The organism is Dapis purpurea BLCC-M126 (genome assembly GCF_050015975.1).
Lineage (GTDB): Bacteria > Cyanobacteriota > Cyanobacteriia > Cyanobacteriales > Microcoleaceae > Trichodesmium.
In genome coordinates this window covers 1-20529 of record NZ_JBNHER010000334.1, presented here as the reverse complement: position 1 = coordinate 20529, position 20529 = coordinate 1, and the positions used below count along the sequence as shown (strand labels likewise).

Genomic DNA, 20529 nt, shown 5'->3' with positions numbered 1-20529 from the left:
CCCCCATCCTGCACTATAGATAAATCATTCTATCAATTACCAATGCCAAGCTAAGTACTGATGTATAGCCTGAGGATTAATCATATTTGCGCCAAAATGTCAAGTTAATTTTTACTAAAAGATTCTAGAGTATATACTCGGTATTTTGTCAAGAAATGTAACGAAAAATTTCAAATTTTTTATAGAATTGTATCAAACCAAGACCTTACCCTACCTTTTGTTACCATTTTCTGGTAAACATACTCATTAAGTATCAGCAATTATCCTCAAGGAGCAATACTTAATGTTCACATCTGTTAAACCCGCCGTTCGCCACATTGTCCCGGAAGACTTGAAAGGGCGATCGCTCCTGAAAGTCGTATATATCGTTTTAGAAGCACAATATCAAAGTGCCCTCTCAGGAGCAGTACGTTCTATTAACGAAAAAAACCCTAATTTGGCCATAGAAATTAGTGGCTATTTAATAGAAGAATTAAGAGACCCCCAAAATTACGAAAATTTTAAAAAAGAAGTTTCTGAAGCTAACATTTTTATCGCTTCCCTAATTTTCATTGAAGACTTGGCCGAAAAAGTGGTAGAGGCTGTCACCCCCTACCGCGATAAACTGGATGTTGCAGTTGTCTTTCCCTCCATGCCACAAGTGATGCGCCTGAATAAAATGGGCAGCTTTTCAATGGCCCAATTAGGTCAGAGTAAAAGCGCGATCGCTCAATTCATGCGGAAGCGCAAGGAAAAATCTGGCTCTTCTTTCCAAGACGGAATGTTGAAGTTGCTGCAAACTTTGCCGAAGGTATTGAAATATATGCCAATCGACAAAGCACAGGATGCTCGCAACTTTATGCTCAGTTTCCAGTATTGGTTAGGGGGTTCGTCGGAAAACTTGCAAAACTTCCTGCTGATGTTGGCAGATAAATATGTTTTCAAGGATCAGAAAAACAACTCCCTCCAATATGTGGAACCAGTTGTTTACCCTGATATGGGTGTTTGGCATCCCCTAGCACCGAAAATGTTTGAAGATGTCAAAGAATATCTCACCTGGTACAACAACCGGACAGACATTTCTGAAGATTTAAAAGACCCCCTTGCTCCTTGTGTTGGTTTAGTTTTGCAGCGTACTCACTTAGTTACGGGAGATGACGCTCATTACGTTGCCATGTTGCAAGAGTTGGAAGCAATGGGAGCGCGAGTTGTGCCTGTATTTGCTGGAGGGTTAGATTTTTCTAAACCAGTCGATGTCTATTTCTGGGAAGTGGCAGCTAAGGGAGTTGAACCTACACCATTAGTAGATGCAGTTATTTCTTTGACTGGTTTTGCACTGGTTGGCGGACCGGCTAGACAAGACCATCCGAAAGCTATCGAATCGTTGAAACGGTTGAACCGTCCATACATGGTGGCTTTGCCTCTAGTTTTCCAAACTACAGAAGAATGGGAAGAAAGCGAACTTGGTTTGCACCCCATACAAGTCGCGTTGCAAATAGCTATTCCAGAATTGGATGGAGCGATCGAACCTATTATTATGTCTGGGCGTGATGGGGCAACCGGAAAAGCGATCGCTCTCCAAGACCGGATCGAAGCTGTTGCTCAACGCGCTATGAAATGGGCAACTCTCCGGCGCAAACCTAAACTAGATAAGAGAGTTGCTATTACTATTTTTAGTTTCCCTCCAGACAAAGGTAATGTGGGTACTGCTGCATATTTGGATGTATTCGGTTCCATATATGAAGTGGTGAAAGCACTCAAAGGTAACGGTTACGATATCCAAGACTTGCCAGACTCCGCAGAAGAATTGATGAAGCAAGTTATTCACGATGCTACTGCTCAATATCAAAGTCCGGAGTTGAATATTGCCCACCGGATGTCAGTTGCAGAATATGAACGTCTAACTCCATACTCCGAACGCTTACATGAAAACTGGGGACCTCCTCCAGGAAACTTGAATAGCGATGGCGAAAATTTACTAATTTACGGTAAGAGCTTCGGCAACGTTTTTATCGGAGTACAACCAACATTTGGTTATGAAGGCGACCCCATGCGGTTGTTATTCTCTCGTTCCGCAAGTCCCCATCATGGTTTTGCTGCTTACTACACCTATTTAGAACAAATTTGGCAAGCTGATGCGGTGCTGCATTTTGGTACTCACGGTTCTCTCGAATTTATGCCTGGTAAGCAAATTGGAATGTCTGGAGATTGTTATCCCGATAATCTAATTGGTAGTATTCCTAACATCTATTATTATGCAGCGAATAATCCTAGTGAGGCGACTATTGCTAAACGTCGGAGTTATGCTGAAACTATTTCTTACTTGACTCCCCCTGCGGAAAATGCTGGTTTATATAAAGGTTTGCAGGAGTTGAATGAGTTGATCGGTTCCTATCAAACTCTGAAGGATAGCGGACGAGGTATTCCCATTGTCAACACCATCATGGATAAGTGTCGGATGGTGAACTTAGACGAGGATGTGACGCTGCCAGAAAAAGATGCTCAGGAGTTGACGGCTGAGGAACGGGATAAAATTGTGGGTGATGTTTATCGCCGACTGATGGAAATTGAGTCTCGGTTATTGCCTTGTGGTTTGCATATTATTGGTAAACCTCCTAGTGCTGAAGAGGCGATCGCTACTTTAGTAAATATTGCTAGTCTCGACAGAGAAGAAGAAGGGATAACTGGTTTACCTCGAATCATTGCTAATAGTCTCAACCGCGATATTGAGGAACTTTACCAAAATAATAATAAAGGTATTTTGGCAGATGTGGAGTTAGTGCAGAATATTACCGAAGCGACTCGTGCTGCTGTTGCTGCGTTGGTGCAACAACAAACCGATGCTGAAGGTCGAGTTTCTATGGTGAGCAAACTCAATTTCTTCAACATGATGAAAAAAGTACCTTGGATAGAAGCTCTGGAAACAGCAGGTTTTCCTAATGTTGATGCTGAACTTATTAAACCTCTGTTTGAATATTTGGAATTTTGCTTGGAGCAGGTTTGTGCTGATAACGAGTTAGGTTCTCTGTTGCGAGCGTTGGAAGGGGAATATATTTTACCAGGACCTGGTGGCGACCCCATTCGGAACCCGGATGTGTTACCGACTGGTAAGAATATGCACGCCCTCGACCCCCAGTCTATTCCTACTGCTGCTGCTGTTAAGTCTGCAAAAATTGTAGTTGACCGTTTATTGGCGCGACAGATGCAAGAGAATGGCGGGCAGTATCCAGAAACGATCGCTGTTGTTTTGTGGGGAACCGACAATATCAAAACTTACGGTGAATCTCTTGCTCAGGTAATGTGGATGGTAGGTGTGAAACCTGTACCTGATGCTTTGGGTAGGGTGAATAAGTTGGAATTAATTCCATTGGAGGAATTAGGTCGTCCGCGCGTTGATGTGGTGATTAACTGTTCCGGTGTATTCCGAGATTTATTTATCAATCAAATGAACCTTTTGGATAAAGCTGTGAAAATGGCAGCAGAAGCAGACGAACCTACAGAAATGAACTTTGTTCGGAAGCACGCTCTGAAGCAAGCAGAAGAGTTAGGGGTGAATTTGCGTCAAGCTGCAACGCGGGTATTTTCTAATGCTTCGGGGTCTTATGCTGCCAATGTTAATTTGGCAGTAGAGAATAGTACCTGGGAAGATGAGTCGGAATTACAGGAAATGTATTTGAAGCGCAAGTCGTTTGCATTTAATTCTGATAACCCAGGAATGATGGAAGATAACCGGAAAGTGTTTGAGTCAGCCTTGAAAACTGCGGACGCAACATTCCAGAATTTAGATTCGTCCGAGATTAGTTTGACCGATGTGAGTCATTATTTTGATTCTGACCCGACAAAAATTGTAGCGACTCTCCGGGATGATGGGAAAAAACCATCTTCTTATATTGCGGATACCACGACTGCCAATGCTCAAGTACGGTCTTTGTCAGAGACAGTACGTTTGGATGCTCGGACAAAAATGTTGAATCCAAAATGGTATGAGGGAATGTTGTCTCATGGTTATGAAGGAGTGCGGGAGTTGTCAAAGCGTCTAGTGAATACCATGGGATGGAGTGCCACTGCTGGTGCCGTTGATAATTGGGTTTATGAGGATGTGAATGAGACCTTTATTAAAGATGAGCAGATGCAGCAGCGTTTGTTGAATTTGAATCCCCATTCGTTCCGGAAGATGGTGACTACATTGTTGGAAGTGAATGGTCGCGGTTATTGGGAGACCAGTGAGAGTAATTTGGATAAGTTGCGTGAGTTGTATCAGCAAGTGGAGGATAGGATTGAAGGAATAGAGTAAGATAGTTTTTAGGGTGGGTGAATATTTGCCTGCCCTATTTACCCTGAAAATCTGCATCGGGAGATGATGTAGGTGTTTTGAGTGTTAGCTTTTTGGAATTTTCTTCAGAAGAAGTAGTATTTTTACAGCTCTTGAGTCTAACTGCCATATCTGCTAACCATGATCCTGCATATTTTTCAGAATATCCCCAATATCCATAAGCTGGATATTTGTCACCATAATATTTTACCCAAAGTTGCCGAATATTGCGCAGGTCTTTGCAAGGGAAGCTTTTAATTGATTCACTACTCATAAAACCTTTGTCTTCTCGGTTGCTTACTTTTAACATTACTTTTAAAGTTTCTTGTTGAGCTTCATACCACTTTTCTTTTTCTAGTAATTTCTCCAAATTTTTGTAATCATCAGGAAATAGAAGGTAAATTATGGTTGCTGATAAAAACATTGCTCCTACAAAAGTTGCGCGTTTTATTAGAGGCAGTCTTACTACCGGAGCCAAAAATTTTGGATAAAGTTGACGCAAAAAAGAATTTTTTCTTTTTTCATCAGTCGCAATATTATCTAGAGCTTCTTTTGCATCTTTATCTTCACCTTTACTTGCATTAAGTACCCTTCTCCAGAGAGATTTTGCCTTTTTTCGTTCTCCTATTCTCTGAGCATTATCTGCATCTTTTTTCAGAACTTCTATATCCTTTGAAGTTGCATATTTTGGCATCAAAATCAAATGAGATTTTTCAATCGGATCAGCCATAACACGAGGAGTTTGTTGCCCTTTATTTTGCGCTAGTTCTTGAACTCGGTATTTAAGGTATTCGTTTAATTTTTCAACAGTTGCCTTTCTACCTTTACTTCCCAACCCTTCCAACAACGCATAAGTAAAAGCTCCCTGTTGCAGTTCATCTAATTCCCAAGATAATTGGTCAGGACTACAAGAACAAATGCTAATCACTCCCTTTTGACGCGCTTGTTTTTCTGTTTGCTCTCCTACTCCTTTAATGCTCTTACTTGAACCATCATATTGTTCTCGACAAGCATCCAATATCAGAATAACATTATCGGCTCCACATCGCTGTAATCTTTGAATTATATAATTGACAGAAATCGCACTATTTTCAATATCCTCTGTAAAAGCATCAGATGGAATTATATAATCTATTTGTTTAACTCTTGCCCCATGACCACTAAAGAAAAACCAGAAGTTATCTCCAACTCCCATAAATTCTCTTTCAAACGTAACCGTCAGCAACCGACGTAAGTTAGATTGGGTTGGGCGAGTTGAAAAACTATTAATACTAGGAGAATAATCTGAGTAATAAAAGACTTGATCAAACCCAACTTCTTGAAGCAAAAAGTCTCTAACCTTCTCAGCATCACTTGCTGCATACTTAAGGGGACGAGCAATATGCTCATATTTATTTATCCCAATGGTAATTGCAAAATTTTTAGCCATCCTTTCTTATCTGTTGCCGTTTGAATTTAAGTGTGATGCCACCCTTTCCACCAGCTACTGCACCAGTTCCTAAAATACTAACTTTTCCTTCCGCGTTAACTTCAACTGACAGTTCAATTTCATCTAGCTGAATTTCAGTTGCTTGAGCTTGTTTTTCTGTTCTTGTCAGCAAGCGCTCGACAATATTTATCAACCGCTCCATTTCTGTCTCTAGGGTATCTACTCTAACCTCAAACTCACCAATGCCTTTTTTTCCTTTTTCATTTGATGATTCAGAAGGCTCTTGTGTTTCATATCCAAAAAATGGCATCCCACCAGCATCAATGCTTTTTGAGCCTTCTTTCTTCGCTGTTGTAGGAGTATCAATATTACTATAGGTTATTACTCGAATAGTATCTTCAGACATACAATAATTTAGTTATACAAACTTTTTGATAGTGTAACATAACAATATAGCTGACTACAACCAATTTTCTACATTTTTTTGAAAACAAAAAAGTGATCCCCTGACCAGATACTATACTTTAGTCCCAAACCTTCACTATGAAATTGGCCACCTAGTCTAAAATTCTAAATATTCTACCCAAAGGTTCACAAGCAAAAGCATATCAAGTCAAACAAATTCGTGCAATTATTATCAAATATCATCTAGAAAATTAAGCCAATGCTACACTACGAAATAATCCTCTACTGGAGTCAAGAAACAAGAGCATTTATAGCAGAAGTTCCAGAATTGCCAGGTTGTATAGCTGATGGAGAAACCTATCAGGAAGCACTACAAAACGTAGAAATAATTATGCAAGAATGGATAGAAACTGCTCAAGAATTAGGACGAGAAATTCCGAAACCAAAAATTCGGTCAACATTGCCATAGATCAAACAGGCGATCGCCCTCCTGATGACAAGAGCGATCGCCACCATAACCAAACCAAAAATACCTGCTACTTTTATACCAACGAACGTACTTGACTACCAGGAGCGGGGGCACCTCGTAATAATCCCTCAGTGCTAATATCTTCGTCTATTTCTTCCCAATGAATACCATAACCACCACCACATATTTCCCATGCTTGTAGTTGTTCGGGAGTTGCTTTTAATAGACGAGGATACCAAGCTAAAGGAACAGTAATAGTACGTCCATCCATCAGTTCAACACTGAAAGTATCCTCTTGTATTTGTACATTTTTAACTCGCTCATCAGCTTGAGGTGTTGAAATACTCATCCCATTTCTCCAAAAAATTTTGTTGATTAAATTCGACGATTGATTGAATTTTTCTTAATTCTTTAGGACTAAATCCAATATTTTTAGCTAGAGATACAGAAGATAACCAGAATTTTGCAGAAAGATTATCTCTATCAACATGAATATGTGGTGGTTCATTTGGTTCATGGCTATAAAAGTAAAAGCGATATGCTTCAAATCTTAGAACAGTTGGCATTTTTTACCACTAAAATTTACTTTATTAATAGCATATATTGTCAAGCTTTGCAAAATGTAGAAATAATTATGCAAGAAAGGTATTAAACTGCTCAAGAATTAGGACGAGAAATTCCGACACCAAAAATTAGATCAATATTGACATAGATAAAACAGGCGATAGAACTCCGTTCCGCTTTCCTACGGAATGCTACGCAAACGCGTTGGCAGAGCCTAGCGGTAGCATTGATGCTAAAATTATTCTAAATTAAATGATAAATCAAGAAAATGAAACAAACCAAACAACTAACAGTAATTATTGAACGAGAGGGTGACGGATATGTATCCTTATGTCCAGAACTCGATATTGCTAGTCAAGGTGAAACAGTAGAAGAAGCAAAGTCTAATTTAATTGAAGCATTAGAACTTTTTTTTGAAACTGCCAATACTTCAGAAATTGAACGTCGCTTAAATAATGAAGTTTTTGTAGAGCGAGTAGAGGTAAAAATTGGCTAAATTAAGAGTTTTATCAGCAAAAGAAGTTTGTAAAATTTTGGCAGAATATGGTTTTCTTAAAGTCAGAGTGCGGGGAAGTCATATTATGATGCAATTGCAAACGGAAGAATCAACTATTACTATTCCCATTCCTAACTACAAAGAATTAAAAATAGGAACTTTACAATCTATTATTCGTCAGTCGGGATTACCTCGTTCTTTATTTGAAGTTGATGAATAATTTACAAAGATGAATAGAAATTTCTCAAAAGTTAGCACGAGAAATTCCTGCACCAAAAATACGGTCAATATTGACATAGATAAAACAGGGGATAGAACTCCGTTCCGCTGTCGCGATCGCTTAGTATTCCATTATTTATCAAGTTTTGTTTTTTGTAGAAATACCCTATAATTATTTATTAGCAGTGTATAATTAAAAATATCAAAACAGAATTATGGCTGAACTAACACTCAGGTCAAAAGATCCAGATTTCGTCAGACGAATTATTCAAACTGCTTTGTCCGAAAGGTTGCAGAGTGTCAAAGCAGGAATTAAAAAGACAGAAGAACGTCTACAGGAATTTGAAACTAAGTATCAGTTATCTACAGAGGAATTTATTGCCCGTTTTAATAATGATGAATTATCCCATAGTTTTGACTTTGATGAATGGATTGGAGAATCTCAAATGTTGGAACATTTACAACAAACAAAAGAATCTATAGAGGAGATTCATTTTGTTGATTGAAGATTATTTTAATAAATTAAGGATTACAAAAACCAAAACACAAAAGAGCAAAGAATATGAGCAATAATTTAATAGAAATATCTCCAGAAATATTATCAGGTACACCAGTCTTTAAAAATACTCGCGTTCCGATTAAAACTCTTATTGATTATTTAAGTGCAGGAGAAACTATAGCAGACTTTCTTGATGATTTTCCTACGGTGACTCAAGAACAAGCCGTTTCTCTATTAAAATTAGCTCAAGAAACATTATTGAAACAAACTTATCAAAATATTGCTGGATGAATGCTTACCTAAAAAGCTCAAAAAATAAATCATAAATCATCAAGTAATAACAGTTCCAGAACAACGTTGGGCAGGAATAAAAAATGGGTAATTATTAAAATTAGCATCAGAAAATTTTGATGTTTTTATTACAGCAGACCAAAATTTGACTTCACAACAAAATCTTCAACCAATTGATTTAATAATAATCGTTTTAATTGCTAAAGATAACCGCCTGGCAACATTGAAACCTTTAATGATTGAAGTAAATAGAGGTTTAGAAAGTTTGAACAAGGGTGATGTTATTTATATTCAATAACATAGATAGGAAGAGGTTAATAGTTGAGCGATTGCTAATTACTAAACGAGCCACTTTTTCCATTAAAAATATAACTGTTCGCTCCGCCAAAATGCCCTAACTAATTTAATTTCATCGTAACTATAATGCTCCTCTAAATACTCATAAATAGGCTTCAATTTTTCATCCCCTACTTCTTCTATTGCTGCAATAATTTTTTCTTGAGTTTCTGGTTTAACCAATCTATCAATATCTACTGGTTGTTCTTTTTCTATCAACTCAGCTAAATGACTAACAATTCTGCCAGTTTTGACCCCTCTTTCATTAGCAATAGCATCAATACTTAATCCCTTTTTATATAACTCCAATGTTTTTATTTGCGTCAGAGAAGGAACATTATCTACAACTTTTGCTAACTCTCGAATAGGTTCCGAATTAGTAGGTAAACCATACTCCGCACAATAATTTCTGATCGCCTCAATAAACTGCTTGCCATACTTATCTACCTTCCTAGTACCTACTCCAGAAATATTCATAAATTCATCCAAAGTTTGGGGACGTTGCTGTGCCATATTTTGTAATGTTTTATCTGGAAATACCACATAAGGCGGTACCATTTGTTCATCAGCAATTCTTTTTCGCAATGCCCGTAACTCTTCAAACAATCTTTGTTCATCTGCTGCTAAAGAAGTAGTAGTTTTCTCAATCTGATGTTTCTTTTCTATAGCAATTTCTACCTTGATTTTCCTACCCATTACTTCCCAACTATTTTGATTAAGTTTCAACACGGAATAACCATCAGTTGTTTCCTCCATTAAACCTTGATGTAAAAGAGACCTTGCTAAATTTTTCCATTCCTCAACACTCTTATCTTTACCAATGCCATAAGTAGAAAGTTTGTCATGTTTTCTCTCCAAAACTTTCTGATTTTTAGAACCTCTTAAAACCTCAATAATATAAGTCATGCCAAACCTTTCTTTAGTTCTCGCCACACAAGACAAAAACTTCATTGCTTCAATCGTCCAATCTTCGATTGGTTTGGGATATTTACAATTATCACAATTCCCACAATTTCTCGGAAAATCTTCCCCAAAATAGCCTAATAAAATTCGATGCCGACATTCGTTAGCTTCAGAATAATTAATAATTCTTCTTAACTGTTGTTCGGCAATTCTTTTTTCTTGCTCATCATCTTTTTGATCGATAAAATATTCAATACTTTTTTTGTCACTATAACTAAAAAATAGAATACATTTAGCAGGTTCTCCATCTCGACCAGACCTACCAGTTTCCTGATAATAACCTTCTATATTTTTAGGCAGGTCGTAATGAATTACAAACCTCACATCTGGTTTATTAATCCCCATTCCAAAAGCAACAGTTGCCACAATTACGTCAACATCATCTCTGATAAATTTAGTTTGATTAATAGTTCTTTCTTTATCATCCATTTTTGCATGATAAGGCAAAGCAGATATATGATTTTGTTGTAACTTATAAGCAATTTCATCAACTTTTTTTCGACTATTACAATAGACTATTCCTGAGCCACCAATTGTTCTTATTATTTGTAATGTTTCTGCAAAAGTATTTTTAGCACTACTTTTTTGACGAACTTCATAATATAAGTTAGAACGGAAAAAACTAGCGATATGAATAAATGGTTGTTGTAAATTTAATTGAGCAATAATATCTGCTCTAACTCGTTTTGTCGCTGTGGCAGTTAAAGCCATCATTGGTATATTTGGATAAGTTTCTCTTAGCAGTTGTAATTGTCGATATTCTGGGCGAAAATCGTGACCCCATTCTGAAACACAATGAGCTTCATCTATGGCAAAAGTAGAGATACCTTGTTGGGAATTAATTAACTCTAAAAATGGTAAAAATTTCTCTGATAATAATCTCTCTGGCGCTACATATAAAAGCTTAATTTTCCCCTGCATAATATCTGTTTCTCGCCTACGAGTTTCAGTTAAGCCTAAAGTGCTATTTAAAAATGTGGCAGCAATACCATTATCTTGTAAAGATTCTACTTGGTCTTGCATCAAAGAAATGAGGGGAGAAACTACTATTGTTAAACCTGGTTTTAGTAATGCTGGCAATTGGAAACATAAAGATTTTCCGCCACCAGTAGGCATAACAATTAATAGGTCTTTTTGTTGAAGTGCTGTTTGAATAATTTCTTTTTGCCCAGGACGGAATGAGTCATAACCAAAGTGATTTTTGAGATTTTGTTCTAATGATAATTGATTGAATTTTGATTGTTTTTGTACTGACATAGTTATAATTAATTTAATAATTTTATTCTATTGTAGATTGGGTTAAGCGTCAGCGCAACCCAACAAATCAGTTATCAGTTATCAGTTATCAGTTATCAGTCAAAGTTTTGAGGAGATAAAATCTTACTTTTGACTTCCGTGGAATGGTATAATGCTTGCTAAAGATATTTTTCATCAATTAGTTATAACTGCCCTTGAAAATGAAGGATGGACAATTAGTCATAACCCCTATCGTATCGATCTAGGGTTTGTTGATTTTTATATTGATTTAGGTGCAGAAAAGTTAATTGCTGCAACAAAAGATGGTGAAAAAATCGCTGTTGAAATCAAAACTTTTCTGGCAGCTTCAACAATTTCTGAGTTTCACATTGCGGTTGGACAATTTATTAACTATCGTATTGCTTTGGAAGAACAAGAATCAGAAAGACGATTGTATTTAGCAGTCCCTTTAGAGATTTATAAGCGCTTTTTTAAGTATCCATTTATTCAAACTGTAATTAGTCGTACCCAAATACCTTTAATTATTTATGATGTAGAAAAAGAGGTTATTTCAGTTATCAGTTATCAATTATCAGTTATCAGTACCTATGGCTTCAGCCATAGGCTTGAAATAATGAACCAAATATTTTTTTCATCCCCTTAAAAGGGGAGGCTTTAGACCTTATTTTTTGGTAATTAACCAATGGATAAATTAGATTTGTATCGTCAATTAATTCAGGAATTACTAACTGCAAGAGCTAAGTTACGTTCTCCTAACGATCCAATTAAAAGTCAAACAGTTTTTGACTGCGAAGGAGACCATTATCAACTTGTTAATTTAGGGTGGAAAAATAACAATACCCGAATTTATGGTTGTGCTATTCATGTCGATATTATTGATGACAAAATTTGGGTGCAACATGATGGTATTGAGGAGGCGATCGCTGACCAATTAATTGAAAAAGGAGTACCTGCGCAAGATATTGTTTTAGCATATCATCCACCTAATCTGAGAAAATATACAGAATTTGCCCAAGGATAGATGAAGTCATAAGTAATCTCTGACTGAGTTTTCAGTGTCCAAATAACGCCTTTATTCCTTCTTTTTTCTTAGCCTGATTAAAATTCCGGTGCCCAGACCTCAGCTACAGGTAATTCCCACCCTGGCAACAATTCTGGAACTTGTAAAGCATCTCCATCTCTAAGCACAATTTTCTCCCCATTGGGGCGATAAACTTCCATTGTGCGAGTGCGGGGGTCTACTAATACTCCTACTTGAGTGCCATAAGTTAGAAACTGTTGAATTTTCTCTCGGAGTTTGGTTACAGAATCAGTTTTAGATTTAACTTCAAAAATTAGGTCGGGTACTATCTCCGCATAATTTTCTGTAGTCTGAGGTAGGCGATCGCCACGAATAAAAGCAGCATCAGGGGCACGAACATCTGCATCTGCATTTGGTAAACGAAAACCTGCACTGGAACCTGTTACCCTGCCTAGTTTACGAGGTCGCACCCAGTTGCGTAACTGTGCAGCTATTTCTATTCCTACTTCTTCTGACTCTAAACCTGACGGACTCATAACGATAATTTCTCCTCCTACTAATTCCATTTGATGGTCTGGGTGTTCGGTTGTTAATTTTTCTAGGTCTTTTATTGTTAGATTTGGCATGGTTATTATTGGCTCAAATGTTATATAGTTATATCAAATCCAGATAATTACTATACCCAAGTCATTGCGACTGGAACGGAGTGGAAGGTTTGCGCAGCATTCCGGAACGGATAGCAATCTCAGGGATGTCACGAGATTGCTTCCTATCGTCGCAATGACAACTGTTCAATCGGATTCTATATTAGGACTTACGCAGTACAAGGTATTTCTGTCATTGCGACCCATTAGGGAAGCAATTTCAAATCCCAGTTTTTCGTACCTTATATGTAAGTCGTGATAGTATAATTATACTAGCAGTTTGTAGTGGCGTAACACACCTAAAATGTTGCAATAGTAGGGGCGGGTTTCCCCGTTAAATTAATGAGTTTTCACATTTGATTAGATAAACCCGTCCCATAAGATGTAACGCACCCCACTACTAACGCACCTACTTAAATGACTGGGAATGACTACTCGCAACAGCTAACCATGTTCCCAATCAACTAACAACAGAATAAATTTGCGAAATTGTGCAAAAAGTTGAGTTTTATAAACATTTGTCAACTTATCTAAAGCTATTACTTAACAAAAATTCAAAGAATTTTGCAAGGCAAAATTCTTTGAATTCTGATATGTGTTATTTATGTTCTATTTTTTGATTAATTTTAGGAGAATCATTCAATATGGCGAATAAATTTGACTTACTTGAAGTATTTCAAGATGCCAATTTGTATCTTTATGACAACAGCGGCATGAATACAGAAGAATTTAAACAACATCTGAACTCCTCTTCAACAAGCATAAACAGTAAGATAACAAACTCTAACTCCGGGCTTAATCCTAACCGACCTTTTGATATTAACAGTTTCCAGGGCTACTTTTCCGGTCAGTATAAGACTACGTTTTTTAATAATTTCAGTATTGCGCTGCAAGCTGGCATCCTGCAAAATGTTGACCTACAAAATTCTTATTTCTTGGCGACCGAATCTGGGGGTTATCCGCATGATAACAACAGTATGCATCGATATGCATCGATATTTGGCAAAGGCACAGGACCAGGATATATCAACTATTCTGATCCTTATCGTACTGGTTCTTATGACTGGGGTGTTACTTCTTCTTTTCAATGGGGTGATCAGCTTGACAAAGAGCAACTTTTAAACTACCTAGCTGGAGCTAATCTGTCTGGCTGCAATCTAACAGGTCTTGATTTAGGATGTTTCAATCTAGAAGGTACTAATCTACAAGTTGCTAACTTATCAGGAACAACATTAACATACGCCAACCTGCAAAATGCCAATCTCTCTGGAGCTACTCTGACTTACACTATTTTGAATGGTCTTAACCTTAAAGGTGCCAAACTTAATTCAATTAACCTGTCAGAATTAGAAGACAAATCTATAGACTTATCCAAGCTAGACGTAGAAAATGGTCTTATAACTACTAAACTTGGATATATAGAAGGTGCATTTTTAAAGGAAGCCGATCTGCGCTCTGTTGTCGGAGACGAAAACACCATGATGGCGAGGGCTTACCTGAGAGGAGCCAATATGTCTAATGCCAAATTTACAGGAACAGACATGAGCGACGCAGACTTTTCTGGTGCTAACCTGACTGGGGCAAGCCTGAAACAAGTTAATCTTACAGATGCTTACTTAGTAGAAACTAACCTAGAAAAAGCAACTCTCGAAGAAACCAACCTCACCAATGCCAACCTCGATCGCGCCATCTTAAAAGAAGTCAACCTGGAAGGTATAAACTTAGAAGGAGGCAGTCTCAAGGGAGCCGACTTGACAAAAGCCAACTTATCCAAAGGCAAACTGTCAGGAGCAAAAATGGAACTAGCAGGGTTACAAGATGCAAACTTGCAAGAAACAGACTTCTCAAAAGCAGACTTAACCCAAGCAAGTTTCCAGGGAGCAGACGCCACAAAAGCAAACTTCTCGGGTGCCAACCTTTCAGAAGCAACCCTGGCAAAAGGAAACTTCTCCGGAGCAAATCTTTCAGGTGCTGATATTTCCCAAGCAGACTTATCAGATGCTAACCTCGAAGGAGCCGATCTCAAAGGAGTCAAAGCTGATGGAGTCACTTGGACAGGAGCAAACTTGAAACAAGCAGCTCTAGATTTTGTGCTGGGTGAAGCAGCAATGAAAGGCGGAGCAATAATGGAATAAAAATATTAGTAGTTTCGTAGATGTAGTGATTTTAGTTGGTGTCATTCTCTCTACATAACTAGACATCTGCAAAAAATCACTACTTCTTATCAAACTTATGAAAATCAAACTCAACTCTAGAGAGTTGATTTCATATTAGCGAGATACATCAGTCGCTGGAAAGATGCCACCACTACAAACACTTGACAATTCATATTTGTATCTCATCTATCTGTAATCTGCTGTAATTTTGTTAGCTTGCTTATTCAATCAATAAATTAAAACCAGGTAAAACATCCTCTCCAGATAAAGAGACAGGTAAAGTTAATATTTCCTCAGCTTTTTGAGAATGATAAATTTCTACAGTGCCATCTTGAGGATTAATTAACCATCCTAATCTCAAACCACAATCTAAATATTCTTTCATTTTTTCTTGTAGAGGTTTTAATCTATCGCTAGGAGAGCGTAATTCAATTACAAAATCAGGACAAATAGGTGGAAATTTTTTCCTTTCATCGGGAGTTAGAGCTTCCCATTTTTCTTGTTTTACCCATGAGACATCAGGAGAGCGACTACCACCATTAGTTCATTAATGGATAATTAACTCTGGTGAAAACCGAGAGGATTGAATATAAGGAAATATTATTTATTTTTTCCCCTTGAAAGGAGAAAAAAACAAAAAATTACTTTTAACCAATCCTCTTCTTTTTAAGAAGAGGTAATTATTAATTATTCATTATTAATTATTCATTATTGAACACTTTCTCCACCTACAGGCGACATAATAATCAATTCTCCATTACGACTAAGTTCTAATGATACCTCTGGATTAACTTGACAGAGTTGATAAAAATCTTCTTTTGTTAATCTAATTAAAGGTTTTAAATCTAAAACAGTTCTCATAGTCAATTATTATCAATTTTGTTCTATTATAGCTAGACAAATATGAGTAGTGTTTCTGATACTATTTATCTGTAATAACCAGACTTCAAATACCAGCATTTTTAAATTCTGTATAACACTTTTCCAGAAAACTTAAATAATGTTTGTGAAACACTGTTTGAGAAAATTTATAGGCGTGCTTTCTGATAATTTCTGGTTGAAAATATGCCTGAGAATTTTCAAATTTTTCCACCGCCTCCACTAAAGCTTTTTCTGTTTGTTCAGGAAACAATAAACCTGTTGCTGAATCTGGATATTTTCTCATGTCTAAAACTGTTTCAGTTGCTCCACCAAAACCATAAGCAATAACTGGCGTTCCGCAAGCTTGTGCCTCTACCAAAGCCATGCCAAAATCTTCACAAGCAGCATAAATAAAACCTTTTGCTTCTGACATATATTGAGCAACTACCTCTTCAGGTTGCCAACCCATAATTTTGACATTAGGTTTAGCAAGACGACGTAATTTCTTTAATTCCCTGCCACTACCAATAACTATTAATTCTCGTCCTAACTGATTAAAAGCTCTGACAATTAAAGATATTTTTTTGTAGCTCACTAATCTACAAACTGTCAGATAAAAATCTTTTTTCTGAGATTGAAAAGGAAACTTTTCCACATCTACTGGCGGATAAATAACCTCAGCTTTACGTCGATAACAACGCCAAATTCTGCGGGCAGTATGTTGAGAATTAGCAATAAAATAGTCTACTCGGTTAGCAGAAATTACATCCCATTCTCGCAGTCTATGTAAAAGATATCGAGTGAAAATACCAGGGATACCTTTACCTACTTTGCTACTATTTAGATAATCAAAAGTTAAATCCCAAGCATAACGCATGGGAGTATGACAATAACAAATATGCAGTTGATAAGGTGTAGTCAGAATACCTTTAGCAACTGCATGAGAAGAAGAGAGAATTACATCATATTCTCCTAAGTCAAATTGTTCAATTGCTATGGGTAATAGAGGTAAATATTTTTGTATTCCATTACGAGCAAAAGGCAAATATTGTAAAAATGTTTTGCCTATTTTGCGTTGATAAAGATAACTTTCTGGGTTGCTCGACTCGAAATCAATTAAAGCATATAAATCTGCATTAATATGCTTGAGAATTTCCTTAACAACCAGTTCCGAACCCCCAGTTGCTTTAGGGGTTAACCATTCGTGAACAAGAGCATATTTTATTTCCACAGTAAATTTCTAAATATAATAATTATGGAATAGGAAGTAGGGAAGATGAAGAGCAGGATAGGGAACAAGAAAAAAAAATATCTAGCCCGTTAACTGTAACACATTACAGCAGTTTTCATATTAGTAGACCACAGTAGGGATGTTAACGTATATTGTTCGCTAGCTAATGGCCATTTCCCCTACAGGTTTTTGTCTATAACGATGTGGTTCATCAATCTGAAAAGCGCTGTAATCTGAAATTTACTCTACAATTTTTTTGGTTATTTTCTTCTTCTCTCTTCCTTCTTCCTTCTTCCTTCTTCCTTCTTCCTTCTTCCTTCTTACTGAGAAGCTAATTTATCGGCCCAACGAGTTGTTTCTGGTAACCGATATTTAGAAGTACATTTCAATACATAATTTATGGCAGTTTTTAAACTAATTTTATGACCAGTTGAAACGTAAATTGGTTTAACTCCAGTACGACTTCTGACAACTGCACCAATAACTTCTTCTTCATCTATTAATGGTTGCCAATTACCTTTTTCTAAACCAACAGAATCATGTTGACCAATATAGTGAGATTTAGCTACACCAATACTAGGAATATTAACTAAAACTCCTAAATGACAAGCTACACCAAATCGACGGGGATGAATCAATCCTTGACCGTCACAAAGCAGCATATCTGGAATAATATTTAGCTTTTCTAAAGCATCTAAAATAGTAGGTATTTCTCTAAAAGATAATAAACCAGGAATATAAGGAAAAGAAGTAGGACGTTGAGCGATCGCTTGTTCTTTCAACTCCAATTCTGGGAAATTTAAAACTGCTACTGCTGCTTGAGTAATCCCATCATCATCACTATAACCAACATCAACTCCAGCTACATATTTAATAGTTCCAAATTTGTCTTCAGCTATTACTTTATGGCGGAGTTTTTCTTGCATAGCGATCGCCGTTTCTACATCAGTCGGAAAATCAAACTTTTGGTCTATTTTCATAATATTTAGAGCTGAATAATTTCAGCTACTCCCTACTATCTACTTCCTATTCCCTATTCTCTCGTAATTAAAAAAACTTTTGGTCTATTTTCATAATCATAATATATAGAGCTGAATAATTTCAGCTACTCTCTATTCCCTATTCCCTATTCCCTATTCCCTATTCCCTTCTTTAAGAAGATTGACTATCTCGTCTTCCTAATTCATAAACACCGCAACTTACACAAGTAATCATCCCAATACTAATTGACCAACTTTTACCTAAACCAAATTCTACCCCCCAATTACATAAACTTCCTACTATTAAAAAAGGCACAATACTAAAAATAGAAGCATAAAAAGCATTTTGAGATTCTCGAGCTTTGCGCGTTCTTTCAAATTCTTCATCAGATGTATACAACGATCTTTCCGCGAAATTAAACCAACGGTTAAGCTGTAACGTCACCCACTCACTCAAAGGGGAAAAACCCCAATATAAGGCCAAAGACCACAAAGATGAACCTGCTATCGCTGTTGCATCTATGGCCAATCTAAAGGGAAAAATTTCTTCTAGTATCATTTTTTAAAATCCTAAATTATTTTATTCAACAAAATTTTAAATCCTTGAATTATAGCAAATTTCAGAAAAGTATAGAATTTTTGGCAAATTCTATGTAGTCAAAAAAAGTTGTTAAAATCAGAGAAGCCAAAAATTATGTACAGAGATATTCTCTATCAAAAATCTCAAATTACATAAATTATTATAACTGTATTCTTACTTAGATATCTTCAATAAATTTAATGACAACTGATAATTTTGACTGGGAATATAATCTCAAACTTATTGTTGCAGGAATTGCATCTAAAATTGGCGAAGAATTTTTTTACGCTTGCGTTCAATACCTAGCTCAAGTTTTGCAAATAAAATATGCACTAATTGCAGAATTTTTAGACACCGATCCGCCACAAGCTAATACCCTAGCTTTTTGGTCAGGAGAAGGTTTCGGACCTAATTTCAAATACAATTTAAAGGGAACTCCCTGCGGTATTGTTTATCAAAAAGGTATCCGAATTTATCCCCATTCAATTCAACAACTATTCCCAGAAGATGAAGATTTATTGACTCTGCAAGCCAAAAGTTATTTAGGAATTGCGATTGTCGATAGTCATGGAAAAAATATTGGTCATATTGCTGCCTTACATACTAAACCTTTAAAACACAGTTATGCAGAACAAGAATCTATATTAAAAATATTTGCCGCTCGCTCTGCAGCAGAAATCGAGCGTATGTCAGCGGAAAAAGCCCTAAAAAAACAAAATATTTACTTACAAGAAACTCTTAAAAAGCTGAAAAATACTCAATCTCAACTCATTCAAGCCGAAAAAATGTCTGGTTTAGGACAAATGGTTGCTGGAGTTGCCCATGAGATGAATAATCCTGTCACCTTTATTTCATGTAACTTAAACTACGTTAATGAATATACAAAAGATTTATTAGATTTAATTCATATTTTTCAGGAAAATTCCCCAAACTTACCTGATGAAGTTGCAGCAAAAATTGAAGAGATAGAATTAGATCATATTGAAGAAGATTTTCCGAAATTATTAGGTTCAATTGCCAGAGGAGGGAACCGAATTAGTGAAATTGTCAAATCATTGCGGATTTTTTCTCGCCTTGATGAAGCAAACATAAAATATGTAGATATTCATGCAGGTATTAACAGTACTTTACTTATTCTTCAAGCTCGTTTAAAAAATCAGCCGTTTCAGATTGAAGTAATTAAAGACTATGGTGAACTACCTCTAGTTCATTGTTATCCTAGTGCATTAAATCAAGTTATAATGAATATTATTAATAATGCAATTGATGCACTAGAAACAAAATTTTCTCAAAACAAATTTGCAGAAGAACAGCCGACAATCTGTATCAGAACAGAAAAATTAGAAAATGATTGGATTGGGATTTATATTTCTGATAATGGCTTGGGTATAAAAGAGGAAAATTGCTCTAAAATTTTTGACCCTTTTTTTACTACTAAAGCAGTTGGTCAAGGTACAGGTTTAGGGTTATCAATTAGTTATCAAATTATTGTTAAACAGCACAAAGGAAGAATAAAGTGTATTTCCTCTCCTGAAAAAGGATCTGAATTTGCGATTGAAATACCAATTTAATTACAATTTATAGATTCCTTGTATTTTTTATTTTTTTATTTTTATTTTTATTTTTATTTTTATTTTTATTTTATTATTTATCCTCTTTACTAGACCGACACACTATTAGTCTAGGAGTGGAGGGTTCATCTGATAATTTGCAACACTGTTAATTTAACCCTCAACCCTCCCGTACTATTGCCACATATTAGGTATGCCACGCCACTAAATATACTTACAGCGCTTTTCAGTTGAGTAGACCACAAAACTGTTGTAGGAGTAATGAG

Annotated in this window: 21 protein-coding genes and 1 pseudogene; 11 read left to right on the top strand and 11 right to left on the bottom strand. The window is 36.4% G+C overall.

The features are described 5' to 3' along the window. The first annotated feature begins 283 nt into the window (after positions 1 to 283). A complete protein-coding gene (locus tag ACP6PL_RS30750) occupies positions 284 to 4273 on the top strand; it encodes a magnesium chelatase subunit H (protein ID WP_426549171.1) in 3990 nt (1329 codons plus the stop codon). A 34-nt stretch (positions 4274 to 4307) separates the two neighbouring features. Here ACP6PL_RS30750 and ACP6PL_RS30745 read toward each other — a convergent pair whose 3' ends face one another. Beyond that, positions 4308 to 5720 (bottom strand): caspase family protein, encoded by a 1413-nt coding sequence (locus ACP6PL_RS30745; RefSeq protein WP_426549170.1) that lies wholly within the window; start codon positions 5718 to 5720, stop codon positions 4308 to 4310. Continuing rightward, entirely contained in the window at positions 5713 to 6126 is a 414-nt protein-coding gene (locus ACP6PL_RS30740; protein WP_426549169.1) for a Pepco domain-containing protein, read from the bottom strand. The genes ACP6PL_RS30745 and ACP6PL_RS30740 overlap by 8 nt, the downstream gene beginning before the upstream one ends. 258 nt (positions 6127 to 6384) lie before the next feature. Between ACP6PL_RS30740 and ACP6PL_RS30735 the strand changes: the two genes are divergently transcribed. After that, positions 6385 to 6594 carry a type II toxin-antitoxin system HicB family antitoxin gene (locus ACP6PL_RS30735; protein WP_426549168.1) on the top strand — a complete coding sequence of 70 codons (210 nt, stop codon included), beginning with the start codon at positions 6385 to 6387 and terminating at the stop codon, positions 6592 to 6594. Between the two features lie 73 nt (positions 6595 to 6667). On the opposite strand, the gene ACP6PL_RS30730 is transcribed toward ACP6PL_RS30735, so the two are convergent. Both ACP6PL_RS30730 and ACP6PL_RS30725 read right to left on the bottom strand, forming a co-directional pair. Then, the gene (locus ACP6PL_RS30730) at positions 6668 to 6943 is read right to left on the bottom strand and encodes a DUF2442 domain-containing protein (protein ID WP_426549167.1); all 276 of its coding nucleotides are present in this window, start codon (positions 6941 to 6943) and stop codon (positions 6668 to 6670) included. Then, entirely contained in the window at positions 6918 to 7160 is a 243-nt protein-coding gene (locus tag ACP6PL_RS30725; RefSeq protein ID WP_426549166.1) for a DUF4160 domain-containing protein, read from the bottom strand. Before ACP6PL_RS30725 ends, ACP6PL_RS30730 begins: the two co-directional genes overlap by 26 nt. 266 nt (positions 7161 to 7426) lie before the next feature. Here ACP6PL_RS30725 and ACP6PL_RS30720 point away from each other — a divergent pair, with 266 nt between their 5' ends. The 5 genes from ACP6PL_RS30720 (at position 7427) to ACP6PL_RS30700 (ending at position 8961) form a co-directional block, all read left to right on the top strand. Continuing rightward, positions 7427 to 7654: a type II toxin-antitoxin system HicB family antitoxin gene (locus ACP6PL_RS30720; protein WP_426549165.1), complete on the top strand. Its 228-nt coding sequence runs from the start codon at positions 7427 to 7429 to the stop codon at positions 7652 to 7654. Further along, positions 7647 to 7874, top strand: a complete 228-nt coding sequence (locus tag ACP6PL_RS30715) for a type II toxin-antitoxin system HicA family toxin (protein ID WP_426549164.1) — start codon at positions 7647 to 7649, stop codon at positions 7872 to 7874. Before ACP6PL_RS30720 ends, ACP6PL_RS30715 begins: the two co-directional genes overlap by 8 nt. Positions 7875 to 8088: 214 nt before the next feature. Continuing rightward, entirely contained in the window at positions 8089 to 8379 is a 291-nt protein-coding gene (locus tag ACP6PL_RS30710) for a hypothetical protein (RefSeq protein WP_426549163.1), read from the top strand. Between the two features lie 56 nt (positions 8380 to 8435). Then, entirely contained in the window at positions 8436 to 8663 is a 228-nt protein-coding gene (locus ACP6PL_RS30705; protein WP_426549162.1) for a DUF433 domain-containing protein, read from the top strand. A 145-nt stretch (positions 8664 to 8808) separates the two neighbouring features. Then, positions 8809 to 8961 (top strand): hypothetical protein, encoded by a 153-nt coding sequence (locus tag ACP6PL_RS30700; RefSeq protein ID WP_426549161.1) that lies wholly within the window; start codon positions 8809 to 8811, stop codon positions 8959 to 8961. A gap of 62 nt (positions 8962 to 9023) precedes the next feature. Here ACP6PL_RS30700 and recQ read toward each other — a convergent pair whose 3' ends face one another. Continuing rightward, positions 9024 to 11219 carry a DNA helicase RecQ gene (recQ, locus tag ACP6PL_RS30695; RefSeq protein WP_426549160.1) on the bottom strand — a complete coding sequence of 732 codons (2196 nt, stop codon included), beginning with the start codon at positions 11217 to 11219 and terminating at the stop codon, positions 9024 to 9026. A 151-nt stretch (positions 11220 to 11370) separates the two neighbouring features. On the opposite strand from recQ, the gene ACP6PL_RS30690 reads away from it, so the two are divergent. Both ACP6PL_RS30690 and ACP6PL_RS30685 read left to right on the top strand, forming a co-directional pair. Beyond that, complete coding sequence (locus ACP6PL_RS30690; protein ID WP_426549159.1) at positions 11371 to 11862, top strand: XisH family protein; 492 nt, start codon at positions 11371 to 11373, stop codon at positions 11860 to 11862. Positions 11863 to 11901: 39 nt separating this feature from the next. Next, a complete protein-coding gene (locus tag ACP6PL_RS30685) occupies positions 11902 to 12240 on the top strand; it encodes a XisI protein (protein ID WP_426549158.1) in 339 nt (112 codons plus the stop codon). A 77-nt stretch (positions 12241 to 12317) separates the two neighbouring features. On the opposite strand, the gene ACP6PL_RS30680 is transcribed toward ACP6PL_RS30685, so the two are convergent. Further along, positions 12318 to 12866: a Uma2 family endonuclease gene (locus ACP6PL_RS30680; protein ID WP_426549156.1), complete on the bottom strand. Its 549-nt coding sequence runs from the start codon at positions 12864 to 12866 to the stop codon at positions 12318 to 12320. Between the two features lie 662 nt (positions 12867 to 13528). Between ACP6PL_RS30680 and ACP6PL_RS30675 the strand changes: the two genes are divergently transcribed. After that, complete coding sequence (locus tag ACP6PL_RS30675; protein ID WP_426549154.1) at positions 13529 to 15019, top strand: pentapeptide repeat-containing protein; 1491 nt, start codon at positions 13529 to 13531, stop codon at positions 15017 to 15019. 241 nt (positions 15020 to 15260) lie between these two features. On the opposite strand, the pseudogene ACP6PL_RS30670 reads toward ACP6PL_RS30675, so the two are convergent. The 5 genes and pseudogenes from ACP6PL_RS30670 to ACP6PL_RS30650 all read right to left on the bottom strand — a co-directional run. Continuing rightward, positions 15261 to 15581: pseudogene (locus ACP6PL_RS30670) on the bottom strand (Uma2 family endonuclease); the annotation flags it as partial. Positions 15582 to 15748: 167 nt separating this feature from the next. Continuing rightward, on the bottom strand, positions 15749 to 15901 hold the full coding sequence (locus tag ACP6PL_RS30665) for a hypothetical protein (RefSeq protein WP_426549153.1): 153 nt from the start codon (positions 15899 to 15901) through the stop codon (positions 15749 to 15751). 85 nt (positions 15902 to 15986) lie between these two features. Then, complete coding sequence (locus tag ACP6PL_RS30660) at positions 15987 to 17132, bottom strand: glycosyltransferase (protein ID WP_426549152.1); 1146 nt, start codon at positions 17130 to 17132, stop codon at positions 15987 to 15989. A gap of 320 nt (positions 17133 to 17452) precedes the next feature. Further along, positions 17453 to 18112: a deoxyribonuclease V gene (gene nfi / locus ACP6PL_RS30655; RefSeq protein ID WP_426549151.1), complete on the bottom strand. Its 660-nt coding sequence runs from the start codon at positions 18110 to 18112 to the stop codon at positions 17453 to 17455. Between the two features lie 172 nt (positions 18113 to 18284). Further along, the gene (locus ACP6PL_RS30650; RefSeq protein WP_426549174.1) at positions 18285 to 18668 is read right to left on the bottom strand and encodes a hypothetical protein; all 384 of its coding nucleotides are present in this window, start codon (positions 18666 to 18668) and stop codon (positions 18285 to 18287) included. Between the two features lie 224 nt (positions 18669 to 18892). Between ACP6PL_RS30650 and ACP6PL_RS30645 the strand changes: the two genes are divergently transcribed. Beyond that, complete coding sequence (locus tag ACP6PL_RS30645; protein WP_426549150.1) at positions 18893 to 20263, top strand: sensor histidine kinase; 1371 nt, start codon at positions 18893 to 18895, stop codon at positions 20261 to 20263. The last annotated feature ends 266 nt before the right edge of the window (positions 20264 to 20529 follow it).